The organism is Nonomuraea sp. NPDC047529 (assembly GCF_040642995.1).
In the GTDB taxonomy this organism is placed as follows: domain Bacteria; phylum Actinomycetota; class Actinomycetes; order Streptosporangiales; family Streptosporangiaceae; genus Nonomuraea.
Window position 1 is genome coordinate 1 of sequence record NZ_JBEYTJ010000020.1, and the last position, 20565, is coordinate 20565.

General features: G+C 72.2%; 28 protein-coding genes and 3 tRNA genes. 8 read left to right on the forward strand and 23 right to left on the reverse strand.

What is annotated here, in order from left to right; translation table 11 throughout:
- Nucleotides 1-55: 55 nt before the first annotated feature.
- The 5 genes from ABZ815_RS28360 to ABZ815_RS28380 form a co-directional block, all read right to left on the reverse strand.
- Nucleotides 56-262 (reverse strand): hypothetical protein, encoded by a 207-nt coding sequence (locus tag ABZ815_RS28360; protein WP_357703072.1) that lies wholly within the window; start codon nucleotides 260-262, stop codon nucleotides 56-58.
- A 38-nt stretch (nucleotides 263-300) separates the two neighbouring features.
- Entirely contained in the window at nucleotides 301-873 is a 573-nt protein-coding gene (locus ABZ815_RS28365; protein ID WP_357703074.1) for a TIGR00645 family protein, read from the reverse strand.
- A 56-nt stretch (nucleotides 874-929) separates the two neighbouring features.
- Nucleotides 930-1082: a hypothetical protein gene (locus ABZ815_RS28370; protein ID WP_357703076.1), complete on the reverse strand. Its 153-nt coding sequence runs from the start codon at nucleotides 1080-1082 to the stop codon at nucleotides 930-932.
- Between the two features lie 123 nt (nucleotides 1083-1205).
- On the reverse strand, nucleotides 1206-1445 hold the full coding sequence (locus ABZ815_RS28375) for a hypothetical protein (RefSeq protein WP_357703078.1): 240 nt from the start codon (nucleotides 1443-1445) through the stop codon (nucleotides 1206-1208).
- Nucleotides 1446-1526: 81 nt separating this feature from the next.
- Nucleotides 1527-1883, reverse strand: a complete 357-nt coding sequence (locus ABZ815_RS28380) for a helix-turn-helix domain-containing protein (protein ID WP_357703080.1) — start codon at nucleotides 1881-1883, stop codon at nucleotides 1527-1529.
- Between the two features lie 90 nt (nucleotides 1884-1973).
- Here ABZ815_RS28380 and ABZ815_RS28385 point away from each other — a divergent pair, with 90 nt between their 5' ends.
- The gene (locus ABZ815_RS28385) at nucleotides 1974-2627 is read left to right on the forward strand and encodes an NAD(P)-binding domain-containing protein (protein ID WP_357703082.1); all 654 of its coding nucleotides are present in this window, start codon (nucleotides 1974-1976) and stop codon (nucleotides 2625-2627) included.
- Between the two features lie 104 nt (nucleotides 2628-2731).
- On the forward strand, nucleotides 2732-3103 hold the full coding sequence (locus tag ABZ815_RS28390) for a hypothetical protein (protein WP_357703084.1): 372 nt from the start codon (nucleotides 2732-2734) through the stop codon (nucleotides 3101-3103).
- A gap of 30 nt (nucleotides 3104-3133) precedes the next feature.
- Here the strand turns inward: ABZ815_RS28390 and ABZ815_RS28395 are convergent, their stop codons facing one another.
- Nucleotides 3134-3799 (reverse strand): endonuclease V, encoded by a 666-nt coding sequence (locus ABZ815_RS28395; RefSeq protein ID WP_357703086.1) that lies wholly within the window; start codon nucleotides 3797-3799, stop codon nucleotides 3134-3136.
- A 134-nt stretch (nucleotides 3800-3933) separates the two neighbouring features.
- Entirely contained in the window at nucleotides 3934-4239 is a 306-nt protein-coding gene (locus ABZ815_RS28400; protein ID WP_357703088.1) for a hypothetical protein, read from the reverse strand.
- A 190-nt stretch (nucleotides 4240-4429) separates the two neighbouring features.
- On the opposite strand from ABZ815_RS28400, the gene ABZ815_RS28405 reads away from it, so the two are divergent.
- On the forward strand, nucleotides 4430-5038 hold the full coding sequence (locus tag ABZ815_RS28405) for a hypothetical protein (RefSeq protein ID WP_357703090.1): 609 nt from the start codon (nucleotides 4430-4432) through the stop codon (nucleotides 5036-5038).
- Between the two features lie 45 nt (nucleotides 5039-5083).
- On the opposite strand, the gene ABZ815_RS28410 is transcribed toward ABZ815_RS28405, so the two are convergent.
- The 8 genes from ABZ815_RS28410 to ABZ815_RS28445 all read right to left on the reverse strand — a co-directional run bounded on the left by ABZ815_RS28410 (nucleotide 5084) and on the right by ABZ815_RS28445 (nucleotide 10999).
- Nucleotides 5084-5791, reverse strand: a complete 708-nt coding sequence (locus tag ABZ815_RS28410; protein ID WP_357703092.1) for a type 1 glutamine amidotransferase — start codon at nucleotides 5789-5791, stop codon at nucleotides 5084-5086.
- Between the two features lie 30 nt (nucleotides 5792-5821).
- Nucleotides 5822-6649, reverse strand: a complete 828-nt coding sequence (locus tag ABZ815_RS28415; RefSeq protein WP_357703094.1) for a bifunctional 5,10-methylenetetrahydrofolate dehydrogenase/5,10-methenyltetrahydrofolate cyclohydrolase — start codon at nucleotides 6647-6649, stop codon at nucleotides 5822-5824.
- Nucleotides 6646-7251 (reverse strand): cyclodeaminase/cyclohydrolase family protein, encoded by a 606-nt coding sequence (locus ABZ815_RS28420; protein ID WP_357703096.1) that lies wholly within the window; start codon nucleotides 7249-7251, stop codon nucleotides 6646-6648. The genes ABZ815_RS28415 and ABZ815_RS28420 overlap by 4 nt, the downstream gene beginning before the upstream one ends.
- Before the next feature lie 29 nt (nucleotides 7252-7280).
- On the reverse strand, nucleotides 7281-7820 hold the full coding sequence (locus ABZ815_RS28425) for a hypothetical protein (RefSeq protein WP_357703098.1): 540 nt from the start codon (nucleotides 7818-7820) through the stop codon (nucleotides 7281-7283).
- Between the two features lie 50 nt (nucleotides 7821-7870).
- Nucleotides 7871-8635 (reverse strand): chitosanase, encoded by a 765-nt coding sequence (locus tag ABZ815_RS28430; RefSeq protein WP_357703100.1) that lies wholly within the window; start codon nucleotides 8633-8635, stop codon nucleotides 7871-7873.
- 9 nt (nucleotides 8636-8644) lie between these two features.
- Nucleotides 8645-9256 (reverse strand): FMN reductase, encoded by a 612-nt coding sequence (locus tag ABZ815_RS28435; protein ID WP_357703102.1) that lies wholly within the window; start codon nucleotides 9254-9256, stop codon nucleotides 8645-8647.
- A 23-nt stretch (nucleotides 9257-9279) separates the two neighbouring features.
- Entirely contained in the window at nucleotides 9280-10371 is a 1092-nt protein-coding gene (locus ABZ815_RS28440; RefSeq protein ID WP_357703104.1) for an LLM class flavin-dependent oxidoreductase, read from the reverse strand.
- A 91-nt stretch (nucleotides 10372-10462) separates the two neighbouring features.
- Nucleotides 10463-10999, reverse strand: coding sequence for an ABATE domain-containing protein (locus tag ABZ815_RS28445; RefSeq protein WP_357703106.1), 537 nt, complete (start codon nucleotides 10997-10999; stop codon nucleotides 10463-10465).
- An 84-nt stretch (nucleotides 11000-11083) separates the two neighbouring features.
- On the opposite strand from ABZ815_RS28445, the gene ABZ815_RS28450 reads away from it, so the two are divergent.
- Nucleotides 11084-12337, forward strand: coding sequence for an MFS transporter (locus ABZ815_RS28450; RefSeq protein ID WP_357703108.1), 1254 nt, complete (start codon nucleotides 11084-11086; stop codon nucleotides 12335-12337).
- Here ABZ815_RS28450 and ABZ815_RS28455 read toward each other — a convergent pair.
- Nucleotides 12324-12974, reverse strand: coding sequence for an NAD(P)H-binding protein (locus ABZ815_RS28455; protein ID WP_357703110.1), 651 nt, complete (start codon nucleotides 12972-12974; stop codon nucleotides 12324-12326). The genes ABZ815_RS28450 and ABZ815_RS28455 overlap by 14 nt on opposite strands.
- Nucleotides 12971-14344, reverse strand: a complete 1374-nt coding sequence (locus ABZ815_RS28460) for an APC family permease (protein WP_357703112.1) — start codon at nucleotides 14342-14344, stop codon at nucleotides 12971-12973. Before ABZ815_RS28460 ends, ABZ815_RS28455 begins: the two co-directional genes overlap by 4 nt.
- Nucleotides 14345-14447: 103 nt before the next feature.
- Between ABZ815_RS28460 and ABZ815_RS28465 the strand changes: the two genes are divergently transcribed.
- Both ABZ815_RS28465 and ABZ815_RS28470 read left to right on the forward strand, forming a co-directional pair.
- Nucleotides 14448-15056 carry a TetR/AcrR family transcriptional regulator gene (locus ABZ815_RS28465; protein ID WP_357703114.1) on the forward strand — a complete coding sequence of 203 codons (609 nt, stop codon included), beginning with the start codon at nucleotides 14448-14450 and terminating at the stop codon, nucleotides 15054-15056.
- Between the two features lie 149 nt (nucleotides 15057-15205).
- Nucleotides 15206-16039 (forward strand): alpha/beta hydrolase, encoded by an 834-nt coding sequence (locus ABZ815_RS28470; protein WP_357703116.1) that lies wholly within the window; start codon nucleotides 15206-15208, stop codon nucleotides 16037-16039.
- A gap of 150 nt (nucleotides 16040-16189) precedes the next feature.
- Here the strand turns inward: ABZ815_RS28470 and ABZ815_RS28475 are convergent, their stop codons facing one another.
- The 6 genes from ABZ815_RS28475 to ABZ815_RS28500 form a co-directional block, all read right to left on the reverse strand.
- The gene (locus tag ABZ815_RS28475) at nucleotides 16190-16621 is read right to left on the reverse strand and encodes a nuclear transport factor 2 family protein (protein ID WP_357703118.1); all 432 of its coding nucleotides are present in this window, start codon (nucleotides 16619-16621) and stop codon (nucleotides 16190-16192) included.
- 107 nt (nucleotides 16622-16728) lie between these two features.
- Nucleotides 16729-16803 (reverse strand) — tRNA-Val (locus ABZ815_RS28480).
- A 6-nt stretch (nucleotides 16804-16809) separates the two neighbouring features.
- A tRNA-Cys gene (locus ABZ815_RS28485) sits at nucleotides 16810-16880 on the reverse strand.
- 15 nt (nucleotides 16881-16895) lie between these two features.
- A tRNA-Gly gene (locus ABZ815_RS28490) sits at nucleotides 16896-16967 on the reverse strand.
- 86 nt (nucleotides 16968-17053) lie between these two features.
- The gene (locus ABZ815_RS28495) at nucleotides 17054-17788 is read right to left on the reverse strand and encodes an SDR family oxidoreductase (protein ID WP_357703120.1); all 735 of its coding nucleotides are present in this window, start codon (nucleotides 17786-17788) and stop codon (nucleotides 17054-17056) included.
- Nucleotides 17789-17935: 147 nt separating this feature from the next.
- Nucleotides 17936-19135 carry a hypothetical protein gene (locus ABZ815_RS28500; protein ID WP_357703122.1) on the reverse strand — a complete coding sequence of 400 codons (1200 nt, stop codon included), beginning with the start codon at nucleotides 19133-19135 and terminating at the stop codon, nucleotides 17936-17938.
- Nucleotides 19136-19247: 112 nt separating this feature from the next.
- On the opposite strand from ABZ815_RS28500, the gene ABZ815_RS28505 reads away from it, so the two are divergent.
- Nucleotides 19248-19802, forward strand: coding sequence for a hemerythrin domain-containing protein (locus ABZ815_RS28505; protein ID WP_357703124.1), 555 nt, complete (start codon nucleotides 19248-19250; stop codon nucleotides 19800-19802).
- 44 nt (nucleotides 19803-19846) lie between these two features.
- Entirely contained in the window at nucleotides 19847-20554 is a 708-nt protein-coding gene (locus ABZ815_RS28510) for a helix-turn-helix transcriptional regulator (protein WP_357703126.1), read from the forward strand.
- Nucleotides 20555-20565 lie beyond the last annotated feature (11 nt).

A 20565-nucleotide genomic window follows, 5' to 3' on the forward strand; every position in this document is an offset into this window, starting at 1 on the left:
GCCTCCAACTAGGCACGTCGACCCCCCCCGCCCCGGGGGGGGGGCGCCGGAGGTCTCAGGCGTCGTCGTCCGACACCCGGGACGTGTCCTTGCAGCCGGTGGGCGCGCCGCTCAGCACCGGCAGCAGCCCGCCGCAGGTGCTCACCGGAAGCGACACCGGCTCGACGATCTCGTCGTTGAAGACGATCACGTCGCCGATGAGCGGCCGCGGCCCCTGGGCGGGCGCCGCGCCCGGTGAGGCCGAGGCGTACGCGGGCGCCACGGACGCCAGCAGCCCCGCGCCGGTCAGCAGCGCGACCGCTAGGCTGCGGCGACCCGATCCTGCGCGACACCGCCGGGCTGCTGTTCCCGGTGCGCCTGCTGGACGTGCCGCCCGCCTGCCATGATCCGATCCATCACGGCCAGTGCGAGCGCCGAGACCACGAAGGTGAGATGGATCAGTGTTTTCCATACGAGTTCCCTGTCGGTGATGGCCGGCCGGGCGGCGTTGATGAAGATCTGCAGGAGGTGCACCCCCGAGATCCCGATGATCGCCATGGCCAGCTTGACTTTGAGGACGTTTGCGTTGACGTGGGACAACCACTCGGGCTGATCGGGGTGTCCGTCGATGCGCAGCCGTGAGACGAAGGTCTCGTAGCCGCCGATGATGACCATGATCAGCAGGTTCGAGACCATCACGACGTCGACGAGCCCGAGGACGATCAGCATGATCGTGGTCTCCGGAGGATTGCCGCCGAAGCCGAGTTCGACCAGGTGGGCGAGTTCGACCATGAACCGCCACACGTACACGACCTGGGCGACGATCAGCCCGAGGTAGAGCGGCGCCTGTATCCACCGGCTGAGGAACATGACGTAGCCCACGTGGTGCAGCATGCTCCGCGGCCGGGGAGCGGACTCGGACTCGGCCACGGTCAACTGTGGCGGCCTCACTACGACGTGAAGATGTTGACCCGGTCGACGATGGCCTGGACATTGATGTTCCCCGGTTCGTTTCGGCCCTCTGACCCGAGGACGATTGGGGGAACGGCGGCCGCCGCCGCCAGAGCGAGGACCGCTGCGCTGGTCAGGATTCGGAACTTCAATGGGGACTCCTCGACTGCTGCTGGTCGGGCACGGGGATGGCGCTGTCGGACGGGGGAAGGGCCGGGATCGGCGGTGCGGCATGGCGCGCCGCACCGCCTTGCGCGGTGGCCCGTGATGGCCGGTCAGGGATGCAGGCAGCCCGCCGCGGGGATCTCCGTCGGGGCCTGAGGGGCCATCGGGTCCACCAGCGTGGTCAGGCCGGTGGCGGACTCGGCGGCGCAGGTCACCGCGTGGGCGGGGTCGACGACGGCGTGAGCGGGCGCCGCGAACAGGGCGGCGGACAGACCGCCGGTCAGAGTGGCGGTCAGAGTGGCGGTCAGGACGGCCGCGGCAAGGGCGGCGCGGCGTGGGACGACAGGCATGAGTACCTCCTGGGGACGGTGGAATCAACCACCGACTTGCTACCCAGAGTAATCATCCAGTAACGCTGAGTTAAAGATTCCTCATGAAGCGGGGGATTGGCAGCCCGTCGACCGGTCCTGGGCGTCCATGACCTCGTCGGCGTGGTCGTGCGCCCAGACGCCGAACGCCTCGATCGGGCTCAGCAGGGTGCGGCCCAGGTCGGTCAGCGCGTACTCGACGCGGGGCGGGGCCTCGGCGTAGGACCGCCGGTCGACCAGGCCGTTGAACTCCAGGCGGCGCAACGTCTCGGTGAGCACTTTGGGGCTGATCCCGCCGATCTCCGCGCGCAGTTCCCCGGGGCGGCGCGGGCCGTGGCGCAGCGACCAGACGACGACCGCGTTCCAGGTGTTGGCGATCAGGTCGAAGGCCAGTCTGGCCTGGCAGTCGGCGAGGAACACGTGAGCCCTCCGATAGGCACCGATTGGTGTGTGACGACATTTCTACAGTCCTTGTCCTAGTAAAGCCCTTTCAGCTCACGGAGGACGACCATGAAGATCGGGATCTTGGGCGCCGGCGGCATGGCCGACGCGCTCGGCACGCAGTGGATCAGGGCCGGGCACGAGGTGACCGTCAGCGGACGCGACCCGGAACGGGCCCGCGCCCGCGCGGAGAGCATGAACGCCCAGGCCGGACGCCCGGCGGCACGGGCGGGGAGCTGGGCGGAGGCGGCCGCGTCCGGCGACGTGGTCATGGTGGGCGTCCGGGAGGCGGGGCTGGCCGACGTGCTGGCTGCCGCCGGCCCGGCCCTGCGCGGCAAGCCGCTCATCGACGTGACCAACGCCGCCGCCCCCGACAGGTACGACGCCACCCGTCCGCTCGCCCGCCGGATCGCCGACCTCACGGGCGGGCACGTGGTGAAGGCGTTCAACCTGTGCCACGTGGACGTGTGGCGGATGACACCGCCCGTGTTCGGCGGACGCCCGCTGGCGGTGCCCCTGTGCGGCGACGACCCCGGGGCGCTCGATCTGGTCCGGGGCCTGGTCCGCGACCTCGGCTGCACCCCGCTGGACGGCGGCGGCCTCGACCGGGCGGCGCAGCTGGAGGCGACGGCCGCGTTCGTGATCGGGCTCTGGTTCGGCGGCGCGGACGCCCAGGCGATCCTGCCCCCGCTGGCCTCCTCGGGGGCGCACGACCCGTCGTGAGCGTACGCCGCAGGGCGTAGCCGGGATGACGACGGAGGGCGGATGCCCGGCGACGGCGGCGGCGCGATCCTGGGGGCGTCCACCCGAGGTCGAAGGAGAGTCCAGTGGTCACCCAGGTCGTCAAAGGGAGCGGGTACCGGACCGCGTTCAAGGCCCTCGCCACGCTCAGCATGCTGGCGGTGCTGCTGCAGGCCGTCACGGCGGGGCAGCTCATGAGCGGGGCCGGCACGGGCCTGCACGGGGCGGGGGCGGGCGCGGTCCACCTGCTCGGGCTGCTCCAGCTCGTCGCGGCCGTGCTGATGTGGCGGCCGGGGCGCGGCGCCGGGTGGCCCGCGCTGGTCAGCCTGGGGGTGCTGCTCCTCGGCTTCCTGCAGTCGATGCTCGGCGGGTCGGGGGCGGTGGCCGCGCACGTGCCGCTGGGCATGACGATCTTCGGGCTCAGCGTGTGGCTCGTCGTCTGGGCCTGGCGGCGGTGACCGTCCCGGCGGGACCGGCCGAGGGGGCGGTCAGGTCCCGCCGGGGTGGCGGGCCAGGTGGTCGGCCTGGCGCACGGGCTCGGGGAGGCGGTAGCGGGGGGTGAGCAGCAGGGTCTGGGACGTGGCGGTGTCCAGGCCGATGCGGTGTCCCTGGGAGACGTAGACCGGTTTCGTGTCCCGCCGCGTGCGCAGCGCCCGGCCCACCGTGACGCCCTCGTGGACGATCGGCGTCCAGTCGCCGCGCTCCCGGCCCGGCGGCTCGTGCTCGCCCACGAAGGGCGTCTTGGCCACCCCGATCGCGGGCAGGCCGGTCAGCACGCCGAGGTGGCAGGCCAGGCCGAAGCCGCGCGGGTGCGCCAGGCCGTGGCCGTCGCAGACCAGCAGGTCGGGGGTGACGGCCAGGCGTTCGAGCGCCTCGACCAGGGTGGGCAGCTCGCGGAAGGCGAACAGGCCGGGCACGTACGGGAAGGCCGCCTTGCCGTGGGCCACCGCCCGCTCGACCGGTTCCAGGGTCGCCGCGTCCAGGACGACCGCCGCCGCCGTCACGTCGTCGTCGCCGTGGTAGTGCACGTCGAGGCCGGCCACCAGGGTGAACTCCGTGGGCCCGGAGAGCTCGACGCGTCCGCACAGCCGGTCCTGGACGGCCTCGGCCTCGGCGACGTCGCCCGGCCAGGGGTGAAGTCTGTTTACCCGCACCCTGCCCAAGTTAGGGCCTTTCGCGCCCGGCCTTGACCGCAAGGCGCCGGACCGGGCCGTCCCCGTGCCGGGACCGCCGAGCCGCCACCGCCCGGCTCGGGCCGCCGTGGCAGGGGCCGGGCGGTGGCGGTGGGTCAGTAGGCCTTGATGTCGTAGGAAGCCGCCACGGCCGTGGCATACCCCCAGGCGCAGTGCGCTTCCGACTGCGTGCCGACCCACTGCCACGAGCCGTAGGACTTGACGGTGTAGGAACCGTTGGAGCAGGTCGCGATGGCCCGCACGTAACCCGCACCGCCGGTGCAGTTCGCCCAGGAGTAGGCGGCGTTGTAACCGATCCCGGCGCGGCAGTTGGACGGGAGGGGCTCGGCACTGGCGGCGGAGGGGGTGAGCGAGACGGCGGCGGCCGCGGCGACCAGGGCGGCGGCAAACTTGATCTTCATGGCCAGACGCTAACTCACGGCGGCGGCCTTGACGCCTCTCTGGACCAGGGATGATCGTCCGGATCTCGTCATATGATCAGCGGCCGGGCTCCGTAGGCGCCCGCGTCGCCGACGGCCCATGAGAGCGGGCGCAGCGGGGAACTCCTTCGGGGGACTCCCCGTTCGCACGGTGAGGAGAAGGAGGCGCGCCATGAACGAGGAGGCACGAACAGGGCGCTCTCCTGGCCCGTGGAAGGCTGTCGTCACCGGCTTGGGGCTGGTCCTGGCGACGATAAGCGCAGCGGTGGGCATTCTGTCCTTTCTGGGCGACGAGGCGGAGCGGGCGGAGGCCCGGCGGGACCGAGCCAGGACGTCGCCGGCGGTTCAGCAGCCAGAGCCTGCCCCGACCGTCAGCCCCACGTCCGGCCCCACGTCCGGCCCCACGTCGCAGGCGCCCACCCCGGCACCGACGCCGCCCGTCCACGAGACCCTGCCGCGCTCCTTCCTCGGCGTGTGGTCGGGGACCCTCACCCAAGGCGGCAGCTCGTACCGAGTGCGGCTTCGACTGCGGAACGGAGAGGCGGGCGAGCCGGTGGGAACCGTCGCGTACGAGCCCTTGCACTGCGCCGGCGAGCTCACACTCCGGAGCGCCTCTCCCGAAAGCCTGGAACTGGCCGAGACGCTCACCAGCGGCACAGGGTGCACGCCCGAAGGGAACATCGCCCTCGACCGCCACGCGAACGGCACCCTGACCTACAACTACTTCCACATACGAGGCGCGGTCACCACCACGGGGACGTTGAAGAAGACGGGAAACTGACCCCCGCCAGGCCGGCGCCACCGGCCCGCAGTCCTGCCGTGGCGCTCAGGCCCGGTCGGCGGGCGTCCGGCCGCTGACGATCTTGGCGAAGCGCAGCGCCACCTCGCGCCAGACCGGCGTGGAGACCGGCTCGTCGGCCACCGCCCCGGCGTAGACCTCCGCGGGGTCGAAGCCGTCGGGCGTCCACTCGCGTACCCGCGCGGGCAGCACCTCGGGATGGAACTGCACCCCCCACGCCCGCTCGCCGACCCGGAACGCCTGGTACGGGCAGGCACGCGTCTCCGCCAGCCACACCGCCCCGGCGGGCAGCCGGGTGACGGCGTCCTTGTGGTGCTCGATCGCGGGCACCACCGGTGGCAGCCCCTGGAACAGCGGGTCGTCGGCCGCCTCGGGCCGGAGCGTGACCGGCAGGCTGCCGTTCTCCGGCGCGCCGGTGTCGCCGGTCACCTCGCCGCCGGCCACCTCGGCGAGCATCTGGCCGCCCAGGCAGATGCCGAACAGCGGCACGCCCTCCTCCAGCGCCTGGCCCACCAGCCGGCGGGCGCCGGCCAGCCACGGGGCCCGGTCGTCCTCGGAGGGCAGGTAGCCGCCGCCGAGCATGATCATGGCGTCGTGCCGGTCCAGCCGGTCGGGCAGCGGCGCGCCCTCGTGCGCGAGCACCACGTCGAGCCGCAGCCCGGCCTCCTCCAGCCAGCCGCCGAGCCGGCTCGGACCGCCGCTCCTGCTGTTCTGCACGATCAGGACGTCACCCATCGCGGGTCTCCACTCTCCGATGTCCGGGGTTCAGGGCAGGTTCGCCGCTCGGGCGGTGTGCCGCAGCAGCAACGCGGTGGTCACCGGGCCGACGCCGCCGGGCACCGGGGTCAGCGCGCCCGCCACCTCCGAGACCGCCGCGAAGTCGACGTCGCCGGTGAGCCCGCCGTCGTCGGTGGGGTTGGTGCCCACGTCGATCACCACCGCGCCCGGCGCGACGTGCGCGGCGCCGATGAGCCCGGCGCGGCCGACGGCGGCCACGAGCACCTCGGCCCCGGCGGTGACCGAGGCCAGGTCACGGGTGCGCGAATGGCAGACGGTGACCGTGGCGTGCCGGTCGAGCAGCAGGTGGGCCAGCGGCTTGCCGACCACCGTCGAGCGGCCGACGACCACCGCCCGCCGCCCTTCGAGCGGCACCTCGTAGTGGTCGAGCAGGGCCATGACGGCCGCCGCGGTGGCGGGCGGGAACGCGGGCAGCCCGGCGGCCAGGCGGCCGAGCGAGAGCGGGTTCGCGCCGTCGACGTCCTTGCGCGGGTCGATGGCGTCGGCCAGCGCCTGCGCCGAGGCCCCGGCGGGCAGTGGCGTCTGGAGCATGACCCCGTGGACGGCGCCGTCGGCGCTGAGCCCGGCCAGCGTCTCGTGGATCCTGTCGGGGTCCGCGTCGGCGCCGAGGTCGACGATGTCGCAGGCGACGCCGACGCCCGCGGCCGCCTTGGCGATCGAGCGCACGTACCACAGGCTGGCCTCGTCGGCCGTGGCGACCACGACGGCCAGCCTGGGCTGCGGTCCGGCGGACGCCTCGGCCTGCGTCTGGGCCTTGATCGCGGTGGCCAGGTCGCGGCCGGTCAGCGTCCTCATCGGGTGATCTCCTCGCGTACCTCGGCGGTGATCCGGTCGGCCCCGGCGACGGCCGCCTCGACCCCCGCCAGGCGGGCGGTCAGCTCCTCGCGGACCGGCTCGTCCTTGATGCCGCGCAGGTTGACCTCGACGTTGATCCGGGCGGTGGTGAGCGCGGCGCGGGCGGCGTCGGCGGCTGCGGCGACGTCGGTGACGACGTTGCGGTTGCCGATCGGCAGCAGCAGCTCGCAGAGCTCGACCAGCCGCGTGGCGGTCTCCACCACCCGGGCCGGGGGCTCGGCCGCGCCGGCCAGGGCGCGGGCGATGGAGACGCTGCGCTCCTCGCCCTTGGGCAGCCGGTAGGCGTCGGAGACCATGGTGAAGGCGGCCGCGTCCTCCTCGGCCAGCCGCAGTGCCCCGGCCCGCAGGGCGTCGGTCTCGCCGATCACCGCGGCGACGGTCTCGGCGTGCTCGGCGTACCGCTCGCCGGTGGTGTAGCGGGCCACCATGCCGAGCAGCGCGGCGGACTGCGCCGCGTGCAACGCGGCGGTGGCCCCGCCGCCGGGGGCGGGCACCTTGTCGGCCAGCTCGGCCAGGAAGTCGACGATCTTCGAGTCGCGCATGGCCGCATTCTGCCAGGCCCGGTACGCCGCTACTCGCGGTGCATCGGCCTGGTGACGTCATGGGCCGCGGTGCCCGGCGGCAGGTACGGCGACCCGGCCGCCCCGTAACCGGAGCCGTAGTCGGAGCCGTAGTCGGAGGTGTGGACCGACGGCCGCCCCAGGGACCGCCACCGCGACGGGAACAGCGACACGACCAGCAGGGCCACGCCGAGGAACAGCATGACCCCGGTGTACAGGGCGGTCTGCATGCCCGCCGCCAGCGTCCCGGTGACCAGCCCGTCGGGGATCACCCGGACGCCGGCGCTCAGCTCCACCGCGGGCACCAGGCCGAGCGCGGTGAGGGCGAGGCCGCCGAGGAGCGAGGCGATGGGTGACAGGCGCGAGCCGGCCAGGAACGCCAGACCGGCCCCGGCCGCCGCGACCACGCCGAGCCCCAGCCACGAGATGGTGTACCTGGTGGCCATGGTGAGGCCGATCTCGCCGATGCCGTACATGAGGCAGGCGGCGATCAGTGGAGGAAGGAGCAGCCCCGCGACCACTCCCAGACCATGACGGGCACCGTTGGACATGATTAACCCCGTTTGTTCGGCTGGCTCACCAACCTACCGTGATCGCCCGATCAGCGCTTGATGGTGTACTTGTCCCCGTACACCTTCCAGGTCAGCGGCGGCCTGAGGTCGAGGTTGCCCTTCCTGAGGAAGACGCGCTGCATGGTGTCGACCCGGGTGGTGTCGTCGTGGGCGTCCTCGGCCTTCATCGCCGCCTTCCTGGCGTCGAGGAACGCGTTGAGGTAGGCGACCTCGTCGCCGCCGCGGGCGGGGGAGGCGGCCCTGGCCAGCGCGGCCTTCCTGATGCCGCCGAAGCTCAGCTTGTCGGAGCCGGGGCCGTGCATGACCATGGCGTCGTAGTAGGCGAACTGGCCCAGCGCCCGCAGGCCGTCCTTCTTGGCCCGGCGGACGGCCGGGTCGAAGTAGACCCGGTCGCGCTCGTGGTTCTGGGCCCGCCGGAAGGCCGGGTCGGCGGCGGCCTTCTTCCAGTCCCTGACGAACGGCTTCCCGAGGCCCTTGTGGGAGTCGGTGCCGTTGACCTTGCGCAGCGCCGGCAGGTATTTGGCCAGCACGTTCCCTGGCCTGCGCCGGGTGTAGAGCTCGACCAGTTTCAGCATGTCGCCGGTGCCGGAGCAGAAGCCGATGATGCCCGCGGTGTAGCCCCGTTCGTCCTTGATGTCCTCGATGTAGCCGTACTGGGCCTTCCAGTCCAGCGAGGAGTTCTCCGCACTGGACACCAGCCGCATGGCGATGTCCTTCTTGTGCGGATCGTTAAGGTCTGGGGTAGACGCGCCGGTCAGGACGAGGGACAGCGAGAGGAACGTAGCGGTCAGCACCGCTGCAAACTAGCGCAGCGGGCGCAAAGCCGCGAGCTGCTCCGCAAACGGGACGACCTCCCCATCGTCTCCGGACTGCCGCGGAGCCCGGCCCGCCAGCAGGCCGGCCAGCTCACCGGCGGCCCGGTCGATGCGCTCGCCGAGCCCGTCGGTGAAGGCGTCACCGCCGCCGCCCCAGTCCTCCGAGGCGGCGTAGACAGCGGTCGGCACGACGATGGCCCGCAGGTACGCGAACAGCGGGCGCAGCGCGTGCTCCAGCACCAGCGAGTGGCGCGGCGTGCCGCCCGTGGCCGCGACCAGCACGGGCGTGCCCGCCAGGGCCGTGTTGTCGATCACGTCGAAGAACGACTTGAACAGGCCGCTGTAGGAGCCGCTGAACGTCGGCGTGACCGCGATGAGCCCGTCGGCCTCCGTCACGGCCTCGATCACCTCGCGCAGCCGGGCGCCGGGGAAGCCGGTCACCAGGTTGTTGGCGATGTCCACGGCCAGGTCGCGCAGCTCGACCACGCGCACCTCGGCCTCGCCGGCCAGCCGCCGCCGGGTGGCCTCGGCCAGGCGGTCGGCGAGCAGGCGGGTGGAGGACGGCTGGGTCAGACCGGCCGTGACGACGACGAGCTTCATGGGGGGATCTCCCTTTCTGGAGGTCAGACCTCGACGGCCTGGGACGTACGGGCCTGGAGCAGCGAGGCGTGCGTCGGCGCGTCCGGGACGCCGGCCGGGCGGTCCTTGGCCAGCTCCTTGCGCAGCACCGGCACGACCTCCTCGCCCAGGAGGTCGAGCTGCTCCAGCACGGTCTTCAGCGGCAGGCCGGCGTGGTCCATGAGGAACAGCTGGCGCTGGTAGTCGCCGAAGAACTCGCGGAACTCCAGCGTCCGGTCGATGACCTGCTGCGGGCTGCCCACGGTGAGCGGGGTCTCGGCGGTGAACTCCTCCAGCGACGGCCCGTGGCCGTACACGGGGGCGTTGTCGAAGTACGGGCGGAACTCGCGGACGGCGTCCTGGGAGTTCTTGCGCATGAACACCTGGCCGCCCAGGCCGACGATCGCCTGCTCGGGCGTGCCGTGCCCGTAGTGGGCGTACCGCTGGCGGTAGAGGTTGATCAGGCGGATGAAGTGCTCCTTGGGCCAGAAGATGTTGTTGGCGAAGAAGCCGTCACCGTAGTACGCGGCCTGCTCGGCGATCTCCGGGCTGCGGATCGAGCCGTGCCACACGAACGGCGGCACCCCGTCCAGCGGGCGCGGCGTGCTGGTGAACCCCTGCAGCGGCGTGCGGAAGCGGCCCTCCCAGTCCACGACGTCCTCGCGCCACAGCTGGTGCAGCAGCGCGTAGTTCTCGACGGCCAGCGGGATGCCCTGGCGGATGTCCTGCCCGAACCACGGGTAGACCGGCCCGGTGTTGCCGCGGCCCAGCATGACGTCCACCCGGCCGTCGGCCAGGTGCTGGAGCATGGCGAAGTCCTCGGCGATCTTGACCGGGTCGTTGGTCGTGATCAACGTCGTGGCGGTGGACAGGATCAGCCGCTCGGTCCTGGCCGCGATGTAGCCGAGCATGGTGGTCGGCGAGGACGGCACGAACGGCGGGTTGTGGTGCTCGCCGGTCGCGAACACGTCGAGGCCCACCTCCTCGGCCTTGAGCGCGATCGCCACCATCGCCTTGATCCGCTCGTGCTCGGTCGGGGTCCTGCCTGTGGTGGGGTCCATGGTCACGTCGCCCACGCTGAAGATTCCGAACTGCACTTTAGTCACCATCCATGACTGTTGAATCTTTGACAGGTACCGTAGCGTCCGGCCGCGTGCGGTTATTCCATCATCTCGTGGGGCGTCCCCGTCAGGCGCCCGCGCGGGCACGGAAGGCCGCCGCCTTGGCCCGGTTGCCGCAGCCGCGCATGTCGCACCAGCGGCGGGTGCGGCGGTGGGAGGCGTCGACGTACAGGCGGGTGCAGGGGTCGGCCTCGCACTCGCGGATCAGTGCCGCCTGCGGGCCGCCGAGCAGCTCGATCGCCGCCCGCGCCGTCGCGGACAGCGCGCCGCTCAGCCCGCCGCCGCGCCGCAGGCCGCGCTCGCCGAGCACGACGCCCGCGGGCGCGGGCCGGGCGGTCTCGTTGAGCAGGTCGCGGTCGGCCCGGTCGTACGGGCGGCCCTCGCGGGCGGCCGTGGCCAGCCGGTAGACCGCCTCGCGCAGGGCCGCCGCCCGCGCCAGGTCGTCGTCGCCGGTCGCGGGCGGCTCGTCGAGGAGCCCGGCGGCGACCGTCCAGCGGGCGAGGTCGGCGGGGGCGGCCATCAGGTCGATGCGCGCGCCCCGGCGGTGGCCGATGGTGCCGGCGAGGTCGAGGCCGAGGTTGCCGCTGACGAAGGTGAAGTCCACGACTCCGATGGTAACCGCATTGACAAGTTACTTTCGGCGCTGCGAAGGTTGCTAACCACTGAATGCGGTTATTTGGGGGCGTACGTGACGACACTCATCACCACTCGCGGCGGGACGCGCCGCTTCGGCGCGCGGCACCGATGGGTCGTGCTGTCCGTGGGCGTCGGCGCCCAGGCCGGCTTCTCGGCCATGTTCTCCGGCATCCCGGTGACCGCGGTCTTCATGCGCTCCGGCTACCACCTGTCGCTGGGGTCGCTCGGCCTGGTGCTGTCCTGCCTGGGGCTCGGCGTGGCCGCCTCCGACATCGCGTGGGGCATGCTGACCGACCGGTGGGGCGACCGCCGCGTGCTGCTCGCCGGCCTGACCGCCACGGGCGCGCTGCTGGTGATGATGGCCGCCGCCGTCACGCCGTCCGAGAACGTGGGGGTGGCCCTGCTGGCCGCGTGCCTGCTGGCCGCCGGTGCGCTCGGCGGCAGCGTGAACGGCGCTTCCGGACGGGCCGTCATGACCTGGTTCGCCGACGGCGAGCGCGGGCTGGCGATGAGCGTCCGCCAGACGGCCATCCCCGCCGGCGGCGCGGTCGGGGTCGCCCTGCTGCCCTGGCTCGCCGAGCGGTACGGGTTCCGCGCCGTCTACGCCGTACCGGCCGTGTTCTGCCTGCTGGCGGCGGCGGCCACCTGGCGCTGGCTGCACGAGCCGGCCCACGCGACCGCCGCGGCCGCCCCCGAGCCCGGCCCCTCACCGCTGCGCCGCTGGGACGTGTGGCGCCTGGCGCTGGCCAGCGGGCTGCTCACCGTGCCGCAGTTCGCCGTGCTGTCCTTCACCGCGGTCTTCCTGCACGACGTCAAGGGGGCCGGCGCCGCCCTGGCCAGTCTCACCGTGCTGATCGCCCAGCTCGGCGGCGGCGCCGCGCGCATCTGGACCGGCAGGCGCACCGACCGCCGCGGCGGGCGGCGCACCTGGATCCGCGCCATCGGGACGCTCTCCGGGGTCGTGATGGCCGCCGCCGCGGTGCTCACCTCCGCGCCCACGCCGGTCACCGTCGCCGCCCTGGCGCTCGGCGGCCTGCTGGCCAACTCCTGGCACGGCATCGCCTACACCGAGATCGCCGCCATGGCGGGAGCGGCCAGGGCGGGCACCGCGCTCGGCCTGGAGGGCACCGCCTGCTTCGCCTCGGGCTTCCTGACCCCGCTGCTCGTCCCCGTGGTGCTCGCCCTCGCCTCGTGGGAGGCGGTGTGGGGGCTGGCCGCGCTCGCCCCGCTGCTGGCCGTGCCGCTGGTGCCCGGGACCGCCGTCACAAGGCGTCGACGGCCGGGGATCGCCTTCACAGGGCGTTGATGGCCGCCGGGCCGAGGATGTGCTCGGGAGCGCCGCGCTCGGCCACGGTGATCATCGCCTGGCCGATGCGCTCGGTCGTCGTCACCTCCGCCGGGAACAGCCGGCGCAGCAGCGGGTAGAGCGGCGCGACCACGACGTAGGCCAGCCGGTACCAGCGGGTGCGCGAGGTGATGCCGTGCATCGGCTGGATGTATCCCGGACGGAACATGTAGGCGTGGAACGGCAGCGCGAGCAGCGCGTTCTCGGTCGCGCCCTTCACCCTGGCCCACATCGCGCGGCCGTGCGCGTCGGTGCCGGCGCCCGAGACGTAGACGAAGGTCGAGGACGGGCTCAGCCGGGCCAGCGTGGTGCCGGCCGCCAGCGTGTAGTCGTAGGTGACGCGCCGGTAGTCCCGCTCGCTCATGCCCGCCGAGGACACACCCAGGCAGAAGAAGCACGCGTCGTAGCCGGACAGCTCGTCCTCGATGGGGGACAGGTCCGACAGGTCGGCGTGGACGATCTCGCGCAGCTTGCCGTGGACCGTCCCCGTGGGCGACCGGCCGACCGTCAGCACGGCCGTCACGCGCTCGTCGAGCAGGCACTCCCTGAGCACGCCGCGCCCGACCATGCCGGTCGCCCCGAAGATGATCACTCTCATGGTTCAGCCAGATCCCACCCGCCGCGCCGCCGCAGCACCCCCAGATAGTACGCCGCCGACAGCACCGCGATCCCGGCCGTGACGTACAGGCTGGGCCGGCCGATCACCGGGTCCAGCGCGTTGAGGTAGATCACGTACGCCAGCGCGGCCAGCGCCGCCACCGGCGCGAGCGGGAACCACGGCATCCGGTACGCCGCGTGGCCGGTCGTGCCGTTGCGCCGCCCCGCGAGCGCGCCCAGGCACAACGCGGCGTACACGGCCACGATCGAGGTGCCGGTCACCACCAGCAGGAAGCGCTCGTCGATGAAGCAGCAGGCCGCGCTGACCACGCCGGTCAGCGCGGTGGCCACCCACGGCGAGCCGTACCGGGCGTGGATGGACGACAGCATGCGGCTGACCGGCGCGGGCCAGGCGCGGTCCCGTCCGGTGCTGAACAGCATGCGCGAGGTGATGAGGATGATGGCCAGCACGGCGTTGAGTATGGCCAGCGCGACGGCCAGGGAGATCACCGTGTTGGCCAGCGAACCGGCGCGGGCGGTGACGAAGTACTGCATCATGTTCTCCGCGCCGAACAGGCCCTCCAGCGTCGGCGCGCCCACCAGCACCGCCGTCACCGGCACCAGCTCGGCCGCCACGGTGACGCCCAGCGCCCACAGCACGGTCCTGGCGATGCTCTTCGGCGCGTCGTGGACCTCCTCGCCGAAGTAGACCGCCGAGCCGTACCCGTTGTAGGAGAAGATCGCCACGGCGGTCGCGGCGCCGATCAGCCCGAGCGAGGCGGGCACCAGCGCGCCGCCGTCCCCGGCGACCACGGGGTGGGCGATCAGCTCGATCGGCGACCGCTGCGGCCGGAACAGGCCGAGTGCGGACACGACCACCAGCGCGATCATCTCGATGGCCAGGAAGATGCCGGTCACCCAGGCGTTCAGCTTGATGTCGAAGACCGCCACGACCGTGGTGAGCAGGCACGTCACGGCCGCCACCAGCGGCCCGTCCAGGCCGGGGAGGACGACCGACAGGTACGCGCCCACGCCCAGCGCGATGACGGCGATGATGAGCAACTGCGTGATGAGGATCAGCCCGAGCACCACGAACCCGGGCAGCCGGCCGAGCGTCCGGGCGGTGATGGCGTACTCGCCGCCGGTGAGCGGGAACGCCGAGCCCAGCTCGGCGTAGACGAAGGCCATGAACACGCCCACGACGGCGCCGGCCAGGTAGCTGAGGATCGCGCCGCTGCCGGCCTGGGAGATCACGCCGGGGGCGATGATGAAGACCGAGGACGCGGGGGTGATGGCGGACAGGGTGAGGAGGAGGGTGCCGAGGAGCTTGAGTCCCCGGTGCAGGTGTGGATGGGCGGCCGTTGTTGCCACGACGCCTCCTTGGGGGGTTCCTTGAGCGAGTATCAAAGAACTAACCGGGGCCTGCGTCAAGGAGGGCTTGCGTTTTTTGAAGGGCCTATGAAGAATCTCGGCCATGGCGCGACCCAGCCGGGCCCGGGAGAAGCGGGCCGAACTCGTCACCGCCGCCCGCCGGGCGGTGCTCGAACGCGGCATCCTCGACCTGCGGCTGCGCGACGTCGCCGAGGTCGCCGGCATGTCGGCCGGCTCGGTGCTCTACTACTTCCCGAGCATGGCCGACCTGCTGCAGGAGGTGCAGCGCGAGGCGGTCGACCGGTTCTGCGCCGCCCGCGAGGCCGCCGCCGCGCGCGAACCCGACCCCCGGCGGCGCCTGGTCATCACCATCGGCAGCGGCCTGCCCGCCGGTCCGGACGACGAACTGTGCGTGCTGCTGTACGAGCTGGGGGCGCACGCCCGGCGCGACCCGGCGTACGCGGCCCAGCACATCAGGCTGTACGAACGGCAGGTGGGCCTGTACGCCGCGATCCTGGAGGCGGGCTCGGCGACGGGCGTCTTCACGTTGACGCGGGACGCCAGGACGATCGCCCGGAACCTGGTGGCGCTGGAGGACGGGCTGGGGTTGCACCTGCTGGACGCGGTGCGGCCGTTCGACACGGAAACCGCCCGCGACCTCCTCCTCTCCTACGCCACAGACACCACCCAATGCCCCCTCCCGACCCCATAGACCTCGCCCTTCTCCACGTCAGCCACGCGCCTCCCTCTCCGCGTTCCGGAGTGTGTGGCCCTGCTGCCCCCAGCCGCCCCGCGCCACCGACCAGTACGAGGGAACATTCGTCCAATCCTTCGCCGCACCCCGGCCGAGACAGTGGCCCCATGACCAGTTTCACCAGCGACAGCACCAAGAGCACGACCCTCTCCCTGGACGACGGCGACCTCCACGTCTACCGGGACGGCCCCCGCGACGCCCCCGCCCTCCTCCTCGTCCACGGTTCCGCGTCCTCGGCCCGCTCCTGGGACCAGTTGGTCCCCCTGCTCACGGGCTCCCACCACGTCATCCGCATCGACCTGCTCGGCCACGGCCGCTCCGCCAAACCGGACGACCGTGACTACACCACCCCGGATCAGGCCCGCCGGGTCGGCGAGGCACTGGACCGGCTCGGTGTACGGCGGGCCGTAATCGCAGGCCACTCCAGCGGCGGCGCGGTCGCCACCGCCCTCGCCGAGGAACGTCCCGACCTGGTGTCCGCGCTCGTCCTCATCAACACCGGCCCCAGCCTGGACGCCTTCATCGCCCCGGCCTCGGCCGCGTTCACCCCCTCACAGTGGCCGCCGACCGACGAACAGCTCCGCCGGTTCGCGAGCACCGGCTTCAGCCGTCCGGGCTACCAACTGCCGGACGAGCTCCTGGACGAGGTGCGCTGCATGACCCTCCACACGCTCGCCGCGACCATGCAGGGCACCCGCGACTACCTGCAACAACGGCCGCTCCCGGACCGGCTGGCGCCCCTCGGCGAACCGCTACTGGTGATCTTCGGCGAGGACGACCGCCGATGGCGTTCCTCGTCCGCCGCCGACTACCGCACCGTGCCTGGCGCGGAGGTCGAACTGCTGCCCGGCCTCGGCCACACCCCCATCCTTGAGGACCCCGAACGGACCGCCGTCCCACTCCTGGCCTTCACCACAACCCACGCCAACCAGCCCCACTGAACACACCGAAGCGGGCACACCGAACGCCCCCGCCGCAAAGCGGCTGCATGCACCGACAAGACGCCGACCCACAGCCGGCCACGCAGCCGCTCCGCCACCGGCCAAGGCGCAGACCGAGGGCCGGGCGGCTCCGTACGGGCCCCGGCAAGCTCACTGGGCCGTGCGCCAGCTCTGCTCCTCCACCAGTTCCTCACTCCGCCAGCCACCGGCCGTGCGCCGCATCCGGTGGTGGTACCACCCACCGCCGTGCACGAACCCCCTGGCATCGGACGCGGCCATCTCCCGGGTCGGGGCGAGGGTGTCGGTGAACGGCGCGCTCACCTGCGCCTGGTCACCGGTGAGGACGATCCGCGCGGCCCCGATCAGGTGCAGGCGTCCCGGCCAGTGCGGCAACACCTCGGCGAGCCAGCTCTTGACCTCCGCCAGACCGCCCCTGATCCCGCCCGCGGACCGGTAGTCGATGACCGCGTCGGGGCTGAACACCTCGTCGAGCAGGTCCCACTCACCGGAGTCGACGGCCCGCGAGTAACGGGCCAGCAGGTCGGCGATCTCCAGGCGGTCGGCGATTTCCTGAGCGTCCATGCCCCTGATCGAACCAAACGCTTGCTGCCAACACCAGGCCCGCAGTCCGGGAACAGCCGGAAACGCATCAGCCAGGCCGGCGATCCGCCGGCCTGGCTGATGAGAGATGGTGGACGATACTGGGATTGAACCAGTGACCTCTTCCGTGTCAGGGAAGCGCTCTCCCGCTGAGCTAATCGTCCTTGCAGAGGTGGCGACGGGATTTGAACCCGTGTGGACGGCTTTGCAGGCCGCTGCCTCGCCTCTCGGCCACGCCACCGAGCCGGAAGCTCCGAGCGGAAGACGGGATTCGAACCCGCGACCCTCACCTTGGCAAGGTGATGCTCTACCACTGAGCCACTTCCGCGTGCGCCCTGCTCGTGCCGGGCGACGAGAGAACTCTAGCGAATCCTCGCCGAGTCCCCAAACCGGAGCGCTTCCGCGCAGGTCGTCCTAGGTGTGGCCGCCGTTGACGGTCACGCGCTGGCCGGTGACGAACGCGCCGCCGTCCGAGGCGAGGAAGGACACCGTGGCGGCCACGTCGGCCGGCGTGCCCATGCGGCCGAGCGGCACCTCGGCCAGGTAGTCGGCCAGGGAGTCGGCTTCGTCGGCGCCCGCGTGCCGCTCCACCGGGATCCAGCCGGGGGCAACGACGTTCACCGTGATCCCGTACGGACCCAGCTCGCGCGCCCAGGTCTGGGTCATGGCGTGCTGGGCGGCCTTTGCGGCGATGTAGGCGGACATGCCGGGCAGCTTGCGGTCGACGATGTCGGAGCCGATCTGGATCACCCGGCCGCGTCCCCGTTCGCGCATGCCTGGCAGTACGGCCTGCACCAGCAGCGTGGGGCTCTTGACGAAGAACAGGAGCTGGTCGAGGTGGTCCTGCCAGGTCAGCTCCTCGACCGCCACCGACGGCTGCGGCCTGGTCGCGTTCACCACCAGCACCTCCACCGGCCCGAGGCGGGTCGCGACGCGGGCGACCAGGTCGGCGGTCTGGCCCTCGTCGGTGACGTCCCCGGCGAACGCCTCCGCCGCGCCGCCCTCGGCCCGGATCTCGGCCACCACCTTCTCCGCGCCCGCGCGGTCGGAACGGTAGTTGACGGCGACGGCCAGACCGTCGGCTGCCAGCCTGCGCGCGATCACGGCTCCCAGGCCGCGCGAGGCTCCGGTGACGAGGACGACACTCATGCCGCGCACTCTAACTCCCGCCCAACGCCGCCCGCGCGCCCCGGAGCGGGCCGTTCCGAGGGGGCGCGCACGGCCGCAGGGCGTCGGGTCCAGCGTGGAGGTGAAGGCATGGGGCCGCGTGAGGTGGTGCCGCGGCACCACCTCCCGTCAGCGGCCCAGTTGCATGCCCGCCGGATGCGGCCCCTCCGTCTCCAGCCGGTACTCCCGCCCCGACACCGCCCGGTTGTCATCGATGACCTGCTCCGAGGCCGGCTTCTCCCCGCCCATGACCGCCTCCTGCATCCGCGAGAAGCGCTCGTGGGCCTCCTGCACGTAGCCGGTGCCCAGGGTGGTGCAGTCGATCTGGGTGGCCAGCAGCTCCCGCAGGTACGCCTTGTTCGGCTCGAACGTCACCGGCGGCGGCAGCTCAGGAGCCAGCACCTGGTCGGGATCGCGCCCGTCGAACCGCTTGAACAGCTCGCAGGCCAGCCGCAGGTGCTCGATCTCCATGTTCAGGTGCAGCTCCCAGACGGCCTTCACCTTCGGGTCGGACTCGGTCTCCATGAACGAGTGGTACAGGTAGCACTCGTTGTACTCGTGGTTGAGCAGCATCTCCCACCAGCTCTCGCCCGGGTCGACCAGCGACTCGTAGTGGGTGACGTGCTCCTCCTCCACCATGCCGATCTCCTGGTAGAGGCGGCGCGCGATCGGCTCCATGGCCATCGGCCCGACGTTCATGTAGTAGTTCATGGTCTGCTGCTCGGCGGCCATCACGGTCAGGGCGTGCAGCTTGGACAGCGGCTCGGTGCGGTGCCGGTCGTAGGGCTCGCGCACGTTGTCGACCGGGTCGCGGTGGTGCAGGTACGTCGGCCGCCCCGGCATGACCTCGGTGACCCCGTCCACGATCTTCTCGGCCTTGCGGTGCTCGATCATCTCGTAGAGGTTGGCGTACCGGTAGAGGTGGTCGAAGTCCTCCAGCACCCCGAACTGGTACGCCTGCGTCAGGTACGGGTCCGGCTCCATCCGGGCCACCCACGCCGTCAGGTCCACGGCGACCTGCTCGTACGCGATCGTGGTCTCCAGCACCGACGAGACGCCGGGCAGCAGCCAGTTGACCACCTTCTGCTGCTGCGCCTCGATGTAACGCACCCGGGCGAGCTGCCGCTTGAGCTCCAGGTCGGTGCAGTGGCGGGCGAGCTGGTGGCTGAACAGGATCGCCTCGGTCTCGATGCCGTTCATCGTGATGATCCGGCAGCGGGTGTAGGGATCGACGTGGTCGGGATCGATGGGCGGGACGTCGAGCTCCCGCCAGTTGCGCAACTGCTCGTCCAGCGGGATGCCCCGCTCCTGGAGTGGGTCGAAGGCCATGTCGCTGCGCCTACCCGCGCCATAGTGGGGCAACCTCCGCGTTGCGTCGCCGAACGACCCGCGTTCGGTAAGGAGGAGCGTGCCGGACCGGCGCCCGGGTAGGCCGCTGGACGTGGCTGAACACGATGTCATCGACGTGCTGATGGCCCAGCACGGCCAGATCAGGGACCTGTTCGACGAGGTGGAGCAGGCGCCGCCGGAACGGGTGGAGGAGGCGTTCGAGCGGCTGATCCGCCTGCTGGCCGTGCACGAGACCGCCGAGGAGGAGATCGTCCACCCGTACGCGCGCAGGAAGGTGGACGGCGGTCCCGGCGTGGTGGCCGACCGGCTGGCCGAGGAGAACCGCGCCAAACACCTGCTCGTCGAGATCGACCGGGCGGGCGTGGACGATCCGGCGTTCTGGGAGAAACTGGCCGAGCTGCGTACGGCGGTCACCGCGCACGCCCGCAGCGAGGAGCGCTACGAGTTCGCCCAGCTCCGCCACCACACCTCCGTCGTGGAACGCCGGGCCATGGCCGCGGCGGTGCGGGCGGCCGAGGCGGTCGGGCCGCTGCGGCCGCGTCCCGGCGTGGAGTCGGCGACCAGGAACGTGCTGGTGGGCACGCCCCTCGCGCTGATGGACCGGGCCCGCGACATCATCAGGAAGGCCCTGGGGAACCGCGGCTGACACTTCGTTCCTGAGCGAAATGTCGGTGTATTAGCGTCGTGAGCATGGAGTACATCGCTCGCGACGCCGACATCGCGCCCGTGGCCGCGCTGATCGCCGACCCCACCCGTGCCGCCATCCTGACGGCGCTGCTCGGCGGCCGGGCGCTGGCCGCCGGCGAGTTGGCCAGGGTCGCCGGGGTGAGCGCCGCCACCGCCAGCGCCCATCTGGCCAGGCTGCTCGACGGCGGCCTGGTCGACGTCGTCCGGCAGGGCCGCCACCGTTACTACCGGCTGGCCGGGCACGAGATCGCCGAGGTGCTGGAGACGCTGGCCAGGGTGAGCGCCCGCCCGCCGGTGCGCTCCCTGCGGCAGTCCCGGCAGGCGCGGCTGCTGGAGGAGGCCCGCACCTGCTACGACCACCTGGCCGGACGCGCCGGCGTCGCCCTGCTCGACCACCTCAAGGACGGCGGCCACTACGACCGCCAGGACCTCACCCCGGACGGCGAGCGGCTGCTCATGGGCCTGGGCGTGGACGTCGAGGGCGCCCGCAGGGCCAGGCGGCGCTTCGCCCCGGAATGCCTCGACTGGACCGAACGCCGGTCGCATCTCGGCGGCGCCCTGGGGGCCGCGATCACCGACGTCCTGCTGGAACGCGGCTGGTACCGGCGTGGATCGGTGCCCCGCGCGGTGGTCCTCACCGACGAAGGGAGGGAAGGGCTGGCGGCGATCTTCCCGAGTAAGGAGCTAACATCGGGTACGCCGGTTACCTAAGTGAGAGAGAC